This window comes from Saccharothrix mutabilis subsp. mutabilis (assembly GCF_039521145.1).
Taxonomy (GTDB): domain Bacteria; phylum Actinomycetota; class Actinomycetes; order Mycobacteriales; family Pseudonocardiaceae; genus Actinosynnema; species Actinosynnema mutabilis.
Genome location: NZ_BAAABU010000002.1, coordinates 769026 through 781434, shown reverse-complemented (window position 1 = coordinate 781434; position 12409 = coordinate 769026). Strand labels below are relative to the sequence as shown.

Annotated in this window: 14 protein-coding genes and 2 riboswitches; of the genes, 7 read left to right on the top strand and 7 right to left on the bottom strand. The window is 72.4% G+C overall.

Annotated elements, in window-relative coordinates:
- Nucleotides 1-41: 41 nt before the first annotated feature.
- Both ABD126_RS07565 and ABD126_RS07560 read left to right on the top strand, forming a co-directional pair.
- Nucleotides 42-551, top strand: coding sequence for a hypothetical protein (locus ABD126_RS07565; protein ID WP_343932914.1), 510 nt, complete (start codon nt 42-44; stop codon nt 549-551).
- Nucleotides 552-973: 422 nt separating this feature from the next.
- Nucleotides 974-2140 carry a S1 family peptidase gene (locus tag ABD126_RS07560; RefSeq protein ID WP_343932913.1) on the top strand — a complete coding sequence of 389 codons (1167 nt, stop codon included), beginning with the start codon at nt 974-976 and terminating at the stop codon, nt 2138-2140.
- A 130-nt stretch (nt 2141-2270) separates the two neighbouring features.
- On the opposite strand, the gene ABD126_RS07555 is transcribed toward ABD126_RS07560, so the two are convergent.
- Nucleotides 2271-3026 carry a dioxygenase family protein gene (locus tag ABD126_RS07555; RefSeq protein WP_343932968.1) on the bottom strand — a complete coding sequence of 252 codons (756 nt, stop codon included), beginning with the start codon at nt 3024-3026 and terminating at the stop codon, nt 2271-2273.
- Nucleotides 3027-3031: 5 nt separating this feature from the next.
- A complete protein-coding gene (gene thiE, locus ABD126_RS07550; RefSeq protein ID WP_343932912.1) occupies nt 3032-3685 on the bottom strand; it encodes a thiamine phosphate synthase in 654 nt (217 codons plus the stop codon).
- A gap of 44 nt (nt 3686-3729) precedes the next feature.
- Nucleotides 3730-3841: riboswitch (TPP riboswitch) on the top strand.
- Here thiE and thiO point away from each other — a divergent pair.
- From thiO to ABD126_RS07530, 4 genes are all read left to right on the top strand, one after another.
- Nucleotides 3827-4849 carry a glycine oxidase ThiO gene (gene thiO / locus ABD126_RS07545; RefSeq protein ID WP_343932911.1) on the top strand — a complete coding sequence of 341 codons (1023 nt, stop codon included), beginning with the start codon at nt 3827-3829 and terminating at the stop codon, nt 4847-4849. Its footprint overlaps the riboswitch before it by 15 nt.
- Nucleotides 4846-5046 (top strand): sulfur carrier protein ThiS, encoded by a 201-nt coding sequence (thiS, locus tag ABD126_RS07540; protein WP_343932910.1) that lies wholly within the window; start codon nt 4846-4848, stop codon nt 5044-5046. Before thiO ends, thiS begins: the two co-directional genes overlap by 4 nt.
- Nucleotide 5047: 1 nt before the next feature.
- Nucleotides 5048-5806 carry a thiazole synthase gene (gene thiG / locus ABD126_RS07535; protein ID WP_343932909.1) on the top strand — a complete coding sequence of 253 codons (759 nt, stop codon included), beginning with the start codon at nt 5048-5050 and terminating at the stop codon, nt 5804-5806.
- A 90-nt stretch (nt 5807-5896) separates the two neighbouring features.
- Nucleotides 5897-6328 carry a MarR family winged helix-turn-helix transcriptional regulator gene (locus tag ABD126_RS07530; RefSeq protein ID WP_343932908.1) on the top strand — a complete coding sequence of 144 codons (432 nt, stop codon included), beginning with the start codon at nt 5897-5899 and terminating at the stop codon, nt 6326-6328.
- A gap of 203 nt (nt 6329-6531) precedes the next feature.
- Here the strand turns inward: ABD126_RS07530 and ABD126_RS07525 are convergent, their stop codons facing one another.
- From ABD126_RS07525 to thiC, 4 genes are all read right to left on the bottom strand, one after another.
- Nucleotides 6532-7104 (bottom strand): VanZ family protein, encoded by a 573-nt coding sequence (locus ABD126_RS07525; protein ID WP_343932907.1) that lies wholly within the window; start codon nt 7102-7104, stop codon nt 6532-6534.
- 35 nt (nt 7105-7139) lie between these two features.
- Nucleotides 7140-7952 carry a class I SAM-dependent methyltransferase gene (locus ABD126_RS07520; protein ID WP_343932906.1) on the bottom strand — a complete coding sequence of 271 codons (813 nt, stop codon included), beginning with the start codon at nt 7950-7952 and terminating at the stop codon, nt 7140-7142.
- A 146-nt stretch (nt 7953-8098) separates the two neighbouring features.
- Entirely contained in the window at nt 8099-8911 is an 813-nt protein-coding gene (thiD, locus tag ABD126_RS07515; protein WP_343932905.1) for a bifunctional hydroxymethylpyrimidine kinase/phosphomethylpyrimidine kinase, read from the bottom strand.
- Nucleotide 8912: 1 nt separating this feature from the next.
- Nucleotides 8913-10565: a phosphomethylpyrimidine synthase ThiC gene (thiC, locus tag ABD126_RS07510; RefSeq protein ID WP_343932904.1), complete on the bottom strand. Its 1653-nt coding sequence runs from the start codon at nt 10563-10565 to the stop codon at nt 8913-8915.
- A riboswitch (TPP riboswitch) is annotated at nt 10556-10679 on the bottom strand. Its footprint overlaps the gene before it by 10 nt.
- A 334-nt stretch (nt 10680-11013) precedes the next feature.
- On the opposite strand from thiC, the gene ABD126_RS07505 reads away from it, so the two are divergent.
- A complete protein-coding gene (locus tag ABD126_RS07505) occupies nt 11014-11766 on the top strand; it encodes a hypothetical protein (RefSeq protein WP_343932903.1) in 753 nt (250 codons plus the stop codon).
- A 41-nt stretch (nt 11767-11807) separates the two neighbouring features.
- Here the strand turns inward: ABD126_RS07505 and ABD126_RS07500 are convergent, their stop codons facing one another.
- Nucleotides 11808-12395, bottom strand: a complete 588-nt coding sequence (locus ABD126_RS07500; RefSeq protein WP_343932902.1) for a peptide deformylase — start codon at nt 12393-12395, stop codon at nt 11808-11810.
- Nucleotides 12396-12409: the final 14 nt, after the last annotated feature.

Below are 12409 nucleotides of genomic sequence, written 5' to 3'. Positions count from 1 at the left end.
CCGGCCAACCCGTCGGGGCGGCGGCCCGTCCACCGGAGGAGATGGTGGACCAGGAGAAGAAGTTGGAGATCAAGCCCGCGCAGGTCGTCGCGGGCGCGTTGGGGGCGGTCACCGCGGCCGTGCTCGGGGTGAAGCTCAACCTCGCGGGCACGGTCGTCGGGGCGGCCGTGGCGAGCGTGGTCAGCACGGTCGGGGCCGCGCTCTACCAGCACTCGATCGAGCGCACGCGGGTGCGGTGGGCGGCGGCCGGGTTGAGCGCCGCGCTGGTGTTCGTGGTGGGGGTCGTGGCGTTCGGGAGCGCCGAGCAGGTGCGGGGGACCGCCGTGCCGGGACCCGTGCCGACGACCCACCAGGATCCCGCGCCGGACCGGGCCGGCCCACCCGAATCCACGGCCGGCACCACGACCACCACGACCGGCACCACGACGACCACCGGGTCGTCCGTTGCGCCAACCACGACACCGCCGGCGTCGACGACTACTCCGACGACCACGGGAAGCTCTTCGGCGTCACCCGACCAGAGCAGCAGCATTCACACTTCAGGGCCATGAATCGCCGAAGCCCTTACTTCTGGCAAATCACCCCAAATCGGTGATCGTCTCATTACCTTGAGTGAGAGTTAACTGTCAAACGCTACACAGCGCAGTCAAACGGTCGTGAGCTGTGACACACTTCGCGCTCAGATGGACTGCGCCGTCATAGGTAACAGCCTGATAACGTCGCTCGAACGGGCGAGTACTGGTCGGTAGCGACCGGGAAGGGAGGCGCCGGATGTGGGAGCCGCGAGCGCCCGCCGCCCGGACCGAGCGCGACGTGAGGACGGTCGTGGTGCCCCTGCACGCGACGGAAGAAAGAAAAGGGGTGGGGCGACCCCTGCCGCCGCCCCACCACCCGTCCCCCTAGAGCCCCCGAGAGCGGTCCCTGCAACCAGGCTCTCGGGTTCCCTGCACCCGAAGATGAGGGAGACGCCTAAATGAACCGCACGAGTGCGGCCCGCCTCGCCGCGGCTGCTCTGCTCGCCACCGGCGCGGCTACAGCTCTCAGCGTACCGGCGAACGCGGACCCTGCCGGCCCCTATGGCGCAACCGCGTCCGACACGGAGAGCTACCCGGCCGAGTTGCTCCAAGCGGTGCAACGCGACCTCGGCCTGAACGCGGAACAGGCCCGCGTCCGTCTGGCGAGTGACGCCAGGTCGGGTGAAGCCGAGGCGAAGGTTCGCGATGTGCTCGGCGACACGTTCGCCGGCGCGTGGATCGACTCCGCCAGCGGCAAGCTCACCGTGGGTGTCACCGACGCCGCGAAGAGCGACGCCGTCCGCGCCCACGGCGCCGAGCCGCAGGTGGTCCCGTTCTCCCAGCGCTCGCTGGTCGGGACGAAGACCGCCCTGGACACCCTGTCCGCGCCGCAGGCCATCACCGGCTGGCGGGTCGACGACAAGAGCAACTCCGTCGTCGTCGAGGTCAACCGCCACGTCCGCGACGCGGCGGCCGACAAGTTCCTCGCGACCGCGAAGGCCGTCAGCCCGGCGGTCCGCGTGGTCGAGGTCGAGCACTCGCCGACGACCCTGTACGACACCCGCGGCGGTGACGCGTACTACATGGGCAGCGGCGGCCGGTGCTCGGTCGGCTTCTCGGTGTCGGGCGGCTTCGTGACCGCCGGGCACTGCGGCCGGGTCGGCACCACCACCACCGGCTACAACCGCGTGTCCCAGGGCACGTTCCGCGGCTCGTCGTTCCCCGGCAACGACTACGCCTGGGTCGCCACGAACACGAGCTGGACCTCGCGGCCGTGGGTGAACCGCTACAACGGCACCAACGTCACCGTCCGCGGCTCGTCGGAGGCGGCCGTCGGCGCGACCATCTGCCGCTCCGGCTCCACCACGGGCTGGCGCTGCGGCACCGTCCAGGCCAAGAACTCGACGGTGAACTACCCGCAGGGCACGGTTTACGGCCTGACCCGCACCAGCGCCTGCGCGGAGCCGGGCGACTCGGGCGGCTCGTGGGTCGCGGGCACCAGCTTCGGCCAGGCCCAGGGCGTGACCTCCGGCGGTTCCGGCAACTGCACCTCCGGCGGCACGACCTACTTCCAGCCGCTCAACGAGATCCTGAGCGTCTACGGCCTGCGCCTGACGATCGGGTGACGCACTTGGGGCGCGCGGTCACTTCCCCCTGCGGACCGCGCACCGCGTGAAAGCACCCCCGGGGCCTGTCCCTCCTCCCCCTCAGGCCCCGGGGGTGCCGCGTCGGGTGGCGCGCCTCCGGCGCGCGGCCTCACGAGAACTGCACGGACCGCTTCGACAGGCCGTACCAGAAGCCCTCGACCGTGGTGGCCGCCTCCTGGTCCGCGCTGGCGCCCAACGACACGAACAGCGGCGCGAAGTGCTCCGTCCTGGGGTGCGCGATGCCGGCCGCCGGGGCCTTGTGCCGGAAGTCCAGCAACGCGTCCACATCGCCGTCGACCAGCGCCCGGCCCGCCCAGTCGTCGAACTCCGCCGACCACGACGGCGGCGCGTAGTCCGGCCCCTGCCGCATGTCGACGCAGCTCAGGTTGTGCGTCATGAACCCGCTGCCCACGATGAGCACGCCCTGGTCGCGCAGCGGGGCCAACCGCCGCCCCACCTCGAACAACCGGCGCGGGTCCAGGGTCGGCATGGACATCTGGAGCACCGGGATGTCCGCCTCCGGGAACATCTCCTTCAACGGCACGTAAGCGCCGTGGTCGAGCCCGCGCTCCTCGTCCCGGTGCACGGGCTCGTCGACCAGCTTGGCCACCGAAGCCGCCAGCTCGGGCGCGCCGGGGGCCTCGTAGGCGACCTCGTAGTACCGCTGCGGGAAGCCCCAGAAGTCGTAGGTCAGCGGCACGGTCGTGGTCGCGCCGAGGGTCAGCGGGTCCGCCTCCCAGTGCGCGGACACCACCAGGATCGACTCCGGGCGCGGGAGCGTCGCGGACCACGACCTCAGCTCGCCGGTCCACCGTTCGTCGTCGGCCAGCGGGGGCGCCCCGTGGCCCAGGTACAGCACAGGCATCACGCCTACGACTGTACGCCCTTTAGTTGAAGTTTCAACCAGACTGCGGCGGCTTTCGGGTCCTCGGCGTCGGTGATGGCGCGCACCACGACCACGCGCGACGCGCCGGCGTCGAGCACCTCGGGCAGCCGCTCCCGGTCGATGCCGCCGATGGCGAACCACGGCCGGTCCGTCGCCCCGGCGGTCGCGCGGACCAGGTCCAGGCCCGGCGCGGGGCGGCCCGGCTTGGTCGGCGTCGGCCAGCACGGGCCGGTGCAGAAGTAGTCCACGCCCGGCTCGATCGCCGCCGCCCGCGCCTGGTCCACGTCGTGCGTCGAGCGCCCGATCACCACGTCGTCGCCGAGGACGCGGCGGGCGGCCGGCACCGGCAGGTCGTCCTGGCCCAGGTGCAGCACGTCCGCGCCCACGGCGTGCGCGACGTCGGCCCGGTCGTTGACCGCGAGCAGCGCGCCGTGCCGGGCGCACGCCTCGGCCAGCACCTCCAGCGCCGCGATCTCCTGCTTGGCCTCCAGGCCCTTGTCGCGCAACTGCACGATGTCCACGCCGCCCGCCAGCACGGCGTCGGCGAAGTCCGCGAGGTCGGGCCGCGTGGGCGTGCAGAGGTAGAGCAGCGAGTCGGCGAGCCGCCGCCTGATTTGCGTTCCGTCGAGTCCTGGCACGCCCGGCACCGTAACCGCCGGCCGGAATCGTGCGCTACGGTGGACGTGGTCCGCACGGGAGCCTGGAGAACACCGGGCTGAGAGGGAGCGTGGTTCGCTCCGACCGTCGAACCTGATCCGGGTCATGCCGGCGCAGGGAGCGTGAGTGCCTTGGCAAGTGCGAGTGGGGTCACCGTCGTGGGCGGCGGTGTCGTCGGGCTGTCCGCCGCGTGGTTCGCGGCCCGGGACGGGTTCGACGTGACCGTGGTCGACCACGCGTCGCCGCACGGCGGGTCGTGGGTGGCGGGCGGGATGCTCGCGCCGATCACCGAGGCGTGGCCCGGCGACGAGGACGTGCTGGCCCTGGGCGTGGAGTCGCTGGAGCTGTGGCCGGGGTTCGCGGCGGCGCTGGACGTGCCGTTGAGCCGGGTCGGGACGTTGGCCGTGGCGGTCGACGCCGCCGACGCCGAGGTGCTGGACCAGTTGTGCGCCTACCTGGGCCGGATGGGTCGCGCGGCGGACCGGGTGACCAGGCGCGAGCTGCGCGCGCTGGAACCCGGCCTCGGCCCGACCGTCCGAAGTGGACTGTCCGTGCCCGGTGACCTTTCGGTGGACAACCGGCTCCTGCTCGACGCCCTGCGGCGGGCGTGCGCCGAGAACGGCGTGCGGTTCACGGAGAAGTCCACAGTGGACTCCGCTGTCACCGTCATCGCCGCCGGTGCGTGGAGCCGTGACCTGCACCCGGCCCTCAAGGACGTGATCCGGCCGGTCAAGGGCGAGATCCTGCGGCTGCGGACCAGGCCCGGCGCGCTGCCCCCGCCCACGCACACCATCCGCGCCCACGTCTCCGGCCGCCCGGTCTACCTGGTGCCGCGCGCGGACGGGCTGGTGCTCGGCGCGACCCAGTACGAGGCCGGGTTCGACGCGGACGTCACCGTCGGCGGCGTGCGGGACCTGGTGCGCGACGCCGAGGTGGTGTGGCCGGGGATCGCCGAGTACGCGCTGGCCGAGTGCGCCGCCGGGTTCCGCGCGGGCAGCCCGGACAACGCGCCGGTCGTCCGGTGGCTCGAACCCGGCGTGCTGGCCGCCACCGGCCACCACCGCAACGGTCTGCTGCTCGCGCCCGTGACGGCGCGGCGGGTGCTCGACCTGCTCCGGGAAGCTCGCGAAGGAGGACACGGGTGAAGGCTCGGGTGAATGGTCAGGAGCGGGAACTGGCCGACGGCGCGACCGTCGCGGCCGTCCTGGACCTGTTGGGCGCGCCGGCCTCCGGGGTCGCCGTGGCGCTGGACGGCGAGGTCGTGCCGCGCGCCGCCTGGGCGTCCACCCCGGTGCCCGAGGGCGCGGCCGTCGAGGTGCTCACCGCTGTGCAGGGAGGCTGACGTGGACGATCCGCTGGTCATCGCGGGCCGGGAGTTCGGGTCCCGGCTGGTCATGGGCACCGGCGGCGCGGCGAACCTGGCCGTGCTGGAGAAGGCGCTGGTGGCGTCGGGCACCGAGCTGACGACGGTGGCCATGCGCCGCCTGGACTCCGCCGGCGGCGGCGTGCTGGACCTGTTGCGCCGCCTGGGGATCGACGTGCTGCCCAACACCGCGGGCTGCCGGGGCGCGGCGGAGGCCGTCCTGACCGCCCGGCTGGCGCGGGAGGCGTTGGAGACGAACTGGGTCAAGCTGGAGGTCGTCGCCGACGAGCAGACCCTCCTGCCGGACCCGATCGAGCTGGTGGAGGCCGCCGAACGGCTGGTGGACGACGGGTTCGTGGTCCTGCCCTACACCAACGACGACCCGGTGCTGGCCCGCCGCCTGGAGGACGTGGGCTGCGCGGCCGTCATGCCGCTGGGCTCGCCGATCGGTACCGGCCTGGGCATCCGCAACCCGCACAACATCGAGCTGGTCGTGGCCCGCGCGGGCGTGCCGGTGATCCTCGACGCGGGCATCGGCACCGCCTCGGACGCCGCGCTGGCCATGGAACTGGGCTGTTCGGCTGTGCTCTTGGCCACTGCGGTGACCCGGGCGCAGGACCCGGCCCGGATGGCGGCGGCCATGCGCGCCGGCGTGGAAGCGGGCAGGCTGGCCCGGTTGGCGGGCCGCATCCCGCAGCGGTTCTGGGCCCACGCGTCCAGTCCTGCGCCGGACGTCTGATGCGTTGATCACCCGACGGGCGGTGGCGGTCGGCGGCGCACCCGGCATGATGGATGCTTCATTCCACCCTTCGTGTCCGTTGGAGGTGCGATGGCCGCCGAGCAGGTCGAGGACGCCACCGCCCGGCTGTACCTCGCGATCGGCAGGCTGTCGCGGCTGCTGCGCCGCACCGGGTCCCCGGGACTCGGCCCCGGCGCGGTGTCCGCGCTCGCCACGCTGGCCCGCTGCGGCCCCATGCGCCTGGGTGACCTGGCCGCGAAGGAGGGCGTGGCGCCGCCCACCCTGTCCCGCATCGTGGCGGCGCTGGTGGAGGCCGGTTACGTCAAGCGCGACCCGGACCCGCAGGACGGCCGGGCGTGGCTGGCCACCCCGACGCCGGAGGGCGTGACGATGGTGTCCGGGGTGCGGTCGGCGCGCGTGCAGGAGTTGCAGCGCCGGATCGAGGAGCTGTCCCCCGAGCACCGGACCGCCCTGCTGGACGCCCTGCCGGCGCTGGAGGAACTGGTCGGCGAGGTCGGCTGACCCCGCCGACCGCCCGTCACGAGCGAGCAGGGACGGCGGTCGCACGGCCGTGATGCGGCCCTCGAACTCGCGCTCGGCCGGGGAGCCCCACGCCGCCCGGGTGCGGACCTCCGCACCCCCCTCCGCCGTGCCCGACACGTACTCGGTCAGGCTGTTCCACTCGCGGTGCCGGCCGAAGTCGGCCAGCACCGCGCAAGGCGCGGTCACCTTGTGGTTGCTTGATCCCGAGCGGGTCGATCTTCGCGCTCTGCCCGAGCGCTACCTGTCACGGCTGTGACGAGCAGGTTGACCAGCCAGGCGACCAGCACGGCGAACGTCGCGCCGACGGTGTTGTTGGCGAAGTCCTGCGCTTCGCACACCCCCAGGCCCGTGGTGGCCTGCACCAGTTCCACCGTTCCGCTCAACCCCGCGGACAGCGCGAGCACGACCACCGGCCGCCCGGTCGCGGTGGTCGCGAAGAACGCGAACGGCACCAGCATCAGCAGGTTGAGGCGTTGCAGCGACCCGGTGAGCGAGAACTCGTTGGCCACGCACCAGCCGATCGGGTCGGTGGTGAGCACCCCGGCGTCCAGCACGCCCGGCCGACCCAGCGTGACGGCGAGGGCCAGCGCGAGACCGCACCCGGCCAACGCCGCCGGCACCGGCCGCCACCCCAACCGCCGGGCCAGGAACAGCGCCGCCGTGCCGATCCCGAGGCACCCGAGGAACAGCCCGGCGACCACTTCGGGTTGGCTCAGCACCAACTCCGCGATGTAAGCGTCCTGTCGTGCGCTCATGCCTTGTGAGACGCGCGAGTCCTGCTCCGGTTGGCCTAGAACCGGTATTTGAGGATGCGGCCCACGTCCTTGACGCCGGGCAGCTTGGCCATGATCCGGAGCGGGACGCGGCCCGACGCGGGCATCCGCGCGATCTCCGGCAGCTCCAGGCTGCGCACGTCCTCGACGAGCGTGACGCCCCACTCCTCCAGCGAGCGCGGGTCGTCCAGGCCCCAGTGCAGGGTCGCGCCGGACCGGCGCACGGCGGGCACCAGCTTCTGCACCCTGATCCCGAACGACCCGTAGACGTCGAACAGCAGCTCCCCGCTCGGGAACCGGTCGACCACCCTCGTCACCAGCGCCTTGACCTCGTGCTCGCGCAGGTACATCGTCAGACCCTCGGCGACCACGACGGTGGGCCGGTCGTCGGGCACCTCGGCGAGCCACCCGTCGTCGGTGACCGACGCGGCGATCAGCCGGTAGTCGCCGGTGGGGACGGGCAGCAGCCGTTCCCGCAGCGTCACGACCTGCGGGAGGTCCACGTCCACCCAGCGGGTGTGCGGGCCGGGGTCGAGGCGGAACACGCGGGTGTCCAGGCCGCAGGCGAGGTGCAGCACGGTGGCGTGGTCGTGGGCGCGCAGGAACTCCCGCGTCCAGTCGTCGAGCTGCTTGGCCCGCATGGCCACCCCGGCCGCGCTGGACGCGGTCATGCCCGTGCGCCGGAAGTCGTAGTCGATGCGTCTGACAGCGTCCACGGCCGCAGTGTCGTTCAGGATCGGCTCGCGGGAGCGGGTGTCGAGCGCACGGCCGTAGAGGGTGGCCAGCATCGTCTCGGGAGCGCCGGTGAGCGTGATCCGTTCACGTTCCACGCCCTCAGTGTTGCATTGCGCCGCCTTCGGCGTCGCGGCGAGGCCGCCGGGAAGTCGGCTCGTCGCGCCGCTTTCCCACCGATCGGAGAAGCTGATCGGCGGGAAAGCGGCGCGACAAGCCGACGCGGCCTCGCGGCGCTATCCCTCTAGCTCTCCAGCCGCCACAGCGGCGACACGGGCCCGACGCCTCCGCCCAGGGGGTAGGCCGCCGCGACCGACTTCACGATGAACTCCTTGCCGAACCGCACCGCCGTGGGCACGTCCTCGCCGCGCGCCAGCCGGGACGTGATGGCCGACGCCAGCGTGTCACCGCTGCCGTGCGTGTGCTTGACGTCGTAGCGCGGTCCGGGCAGTTCGATGAACTCCGACCCGTCGTACAGCACGTCCAGGCAGCCCGGGTCGTCCCACAGGTGCCCGCCCTTGACCAGCACCCACTTCGAGCCGAACTCCAGCAGCGCCTCGGCGGCCTTGCGCTGGTCGTCGTGCGACCGGACCTCGATCCCGGTCAGCAGCCGCACCTCGTCCAGGTTCGGGGTGACCAGGGTCGCGCGCGGGAACAGCTCGGTGCGCAACGCGTCCAGGGCGTCGTCGCGCAGGAGCTGGTTGCCGTGCATGGACGCGGCGACCGGGTCCACCACGAACGGGATCGTCCGTCCGATGTGGACGCGGTCGCACGCGTCGGCGACGGCCTCGATGATCGCCGCCGACGCGAGCATGCCGGTCTTGGCCGCGTCCACCCCGATGTCGGTCGCCACGGCCTCGATCTGCGCGGCGACCGTCTCGGGCGGGATCTCGGCGTAGCCGGTGACGCCCAGGGAGTTCTGCACGGTCACGGCGGTGACGGCGGTCATGCCGTGCACCCCGCACGCGAAGAACGTCCGCAGGTCGGCCTGCAGGCCCGCACCACCGCCGGAGTCGGAGCCGGCGATGGTGAGGGCCTTCGGTGGGGTCGCGGGCACGTCAGTCCGCCACGACCGGCAGGTAGACCTTGTTGCCCTGGTCGGAGAACTCGTGCGACTTCTCCTCCATGCCCGCCTCGATCGCCTCCACAGTGGACAGTCCGCGCTCCTCGGCGTACCTCCGAACGTCCTGGGTGATCTTCATCGAGCAGAACTTCGGCCCGCACATCGAGCAGAAGTGGGCGGTCTTCGCCGGTTCCGCGGGCAGCGTCTCGTCGTGGAACGAGCGCGCGGTGTCCGGGTCCAGCGACAGGTTGAACTGGTCCTCCCACCGGAACTCGAAGCGCGCCTTGGACAGCGCGTCGTCCCAGTTCTGCGCGCCCGGGTGGCCCTTGGCCAGGTCCGCCGAGTGCGCCGCGATCTTGTAGGTGATCACGCCGGTCTTCACGTCGTCCCGGTTGGGCAGGCCCAGGTGCTCCTTCGGCGTGACGTAGCACAGCATCGCCGTGCCCAGCCAGCCGATCTGCGCCGCGCCGATCGCCGAGGTGATGTGGTCGTAGGCGGGCGCGATGTCGGTGGCCAGCGGCCCGAGGGTGTAGAACGGCGCCTCGCCGCACCACTCCTCCTCCAGCCGCACGTTCTCCGCGATCTTGTGCATCGGGACGTGGCCGGGGCCCTCGATCATCACCTGCACGTCGTGCGCGCGGGCGATGTGGGTCAGCTCGCCGAGCGTGCGCAGCTCGGCGAACTGCGCCTCGTCGTTGGCGTCGGCGATCGAGCCGGGGCGCAGGCCGTCACCCAGGGAGAACGTGACGTCGTAGGTGCGCAGGATCTCGCACAGCTCCTCGAAGTGCGTGTAGAGGAAGCTCTCCTTGTGGTGCGCGAGGCACCACGCGGCCATGATCGACCCGCCGCGCGAGACGATGCCGGTGACCCGGCGCGCGGTCAGCGGCACGTACCGCAGCAGCACGCCCGCGTGCACCGTCATGTAGTCGACGCCCTGCTCGGCCTGCTCGATCACGGTGTCCCGGTAGACCTCCCAGGACAGCTTCGCCGGGTCGCCGTTGACCTTCTCCAGCGCCTGGTAGATCGGCACGGTGCCGATGGGGACGGGCGAGTTGCGCATGATCCACTCGCGGGTCTCGTGGATGCGCTTGCCGGTGGACAGGTCCATGATCGTGTCGGCGCCCCAGCGGGAGGCCCACACCATCTTCTCCACCTCCTCCTCGATCGAGGAGGTCACGGCCGAGTTGCCGATGTTGGCGTTGATCTTCACGAGGAACTTCTTGCCGATGATCATCGGCTCGGCCTCGGGGTGGTTGCGGTTCAACGGGATCACGGCGCGGCCGATGGCCACTTCCTCCCGCACGAACTCGGGGCTCATGTTCTCGCGCGCGGCGATGAACGCCATCTCCGGCGTGATGATCCCGGCCTTGGCGTACGCCAACTGGGTCACCGCCCCGTTGACCGGCTCGCGCGCGGCGACCCAGTCGGCGCGCAGCCTGGGCAGTCCGGTGTGGACGTCGATGGTCGCGTCGGAGTCGGTATACGGACCGGAAGTGTCGTAGAGGTCGACGTGCTCGCCGTTGGTGAGTTCCACCCTGCGGAACGGGACCTTCACCCCGTCGGCCACCTCGCGGTAGACCTTGCGCGAGCCCGAGATCGGGCCGGTGGTGACAGTCGGCTTCACCGAACGGTCGTCAAGTGCCGTCACGACATTCCTCCCTACGCCGGCATTACCCGGTCAGGTTCAGGCGGTCGGCGGCACCGGAGTCCTCTCCAGCCGCCCTCTCAGCCCGCTGAGGCGCGAGCTCCCGCGTGTGTTGAGTTGTCCGCCCGACCATAGCCAGGCCACCACGCCCATGCCAAGGCCGCCTCACCCCGGCCGCACTGTCGTACCCGCGTGGGACAATGGCACCGGGGGCCGGAGGCCACGCCCACTCGCCACGCCCGCCGCCCGCCGAGCCGCCGCCCGCCGAGCCGCCGCCCGCCCGGCCGAGCCGCCGGCCTCGCCCACCCCACCCCGCCCCACCCGCCGGTCCGCCCACCCCGCCCCACCCGCCGGTCTCGCCCACCCCACCCGCCGGTCCGCGCGCTCCGGTCCCCGTCACCCGCCGTCACGCGGATGCCAAGGACGGCCCTTTACGCGTACCTTTCTCCGCGTGGCTGATCACCAGCCCTTCCCGCCCGGGGCCCGGCGCGTGGCGCGGCCCGCTGCGGTTTCGCCGTGCCCGTCGTGCGGTGAGCCGGCCGGGCGGAGCTACCCGGCCTGTCGGTTCTGCGCCGAGCTGGTCGACCAGTACTGGCTGCTCGACTGGCAGGAGCTGCTGGCCGCCGAGAAGCTCGCCGAGGGTGGCGCGGGGGAGAAGGAGCTGGCTGAGCTGGTGCTCGCCGACGAGGTGGGCAAGCACCCCTGGACCTGCACCGACTGGGCGATGACCCTGGTGACCTGCGCGCACTGCGGCGAGGAGCCCGCCACCGGCCCCGTGGACTGCGTGCGCTGCGCGACGGCCGACGAGCTGCGGTGGGCGTGGGACCACGCCGGTCACCCGCACGCCATGACGGCCGGCGAGCACGCGTTGCGGGTGGCCCGGGCGGTGTTGCGCGCACCGCACCGGAGGCGGGCGACGGTGGTGGGGGCGTGGCGGTTGCTCATGCCGTTCCTGCTGGTCGGCGAACTGCCCACGGTCGGCCAGGTGCGGCGCATCCGGGCGCACGTCATCGCGGGCGCGTACGCCGAGCTGGCCGGGTGCACCACCCACGTCGAGCTGGCCGGCTTCCCCGAACTGCCCTGGCGGCGCTCACCGCGGGTCGAGCACCAGCCGAAGGCCAAGCCCGACCAGCACGGCCCCGGACACCCGCTCCACCGCCCGCCGGACCCGCGTGCGGGAGAGAAGACCGCGGACCCGGTCTAGGACGCCCAGGTAGATCGATCAGGCCGAACCGGTCGGCCGGGTCAGTCGTCGTCCTCGTCGTCGGCGAACGGGTCCTCGGAGGTCGCCGGGTCCCAGGACAGGCCGGGCACGCCCCACCCGTTGGCCTTGAGCATCTTCTTCGCCGCGCGCTTGTGCCGCCCCACGAGCCGGTCCAGGTACAGGTACCCGTCGAGGTGGTCGGTCTCGTGCTGGAGGCAGCGCGCGAAGAACCCCGTGCCCTCGACCTCGACCGGCTTGCCGTCGCCGTCGAACCCGGTGACCTTCGCCCACGACGCCCGCCCCGTCGGGTACGACTCGCCCGGCGCGGACAGGCAGCCCTCGTAGTCGTCGTCCGGGTCGGGCATGCCCAGCGGGACCTCGGAGGTCTCCAGCACCGGGTTCACCACCACGCCGCGGTGGCGGACGCCCTCGTCGTCGGGGCAGTCGTAGACGAACACCCGCTGGTCGACGCCGATCTGGTTGGCCGCGAGACCCACCCCGTGCGCCGCCGCCATGGTCTCGAACATGTCGTCGATCAACGTGCGCAGCGCGTCGTCGAACACCTCGACCGGCTTGGTCGGGCGGTGGAGCACGGGCTCGCCGGCGATGACGATGGGGTGGACTGACATGGCGACAAGCGTAT

Coding starts and splice junctions, on each gene's coding strand:
- ABD126_RS07530 (WP_343932908.1), top strand. CDS start 5,897: ATGGCCGCCGAGCAGGTCGAGGACGCCACCGCCCGGCTGTACCTCGCG.
- ABD126_RS07555 (WP_343932968.1), bottom strand. CDS start 3,026: ATGCCTGTGCTGTACCTGGGCCACGGGGCGCCCCCGCTGGCCGACGAC.
- ABD126_RS07560 (WP_343932913.1), top strand. CDS start 974: ATGAACCGCACGAGTGCGGCCCGCCTCGCCGCGGCTGCTCTGCTCGCC.
- ABD126_RS07525 (WP_343932907.1), bottom strand. CDS start 7,104: ATGAGCGCACGACAGGACGCTTACATCGCGGAGTTGGTGCTGAGCCAA.
- ABD126_RS07565 (WP_343932914.1), top strand. CDS start 42: ATGGTGGACCAGGAGAAGAAGTTGGAGATCAAGCCCGCGCAGGTCGTC.
- ABD126_RS07500 (WP_343932902.1), bottom strand. CDS start 12,395: ATGTCAGTCCACCCCATCGTCATCGCCGGCGAGCCCGTGCTCCACCGC.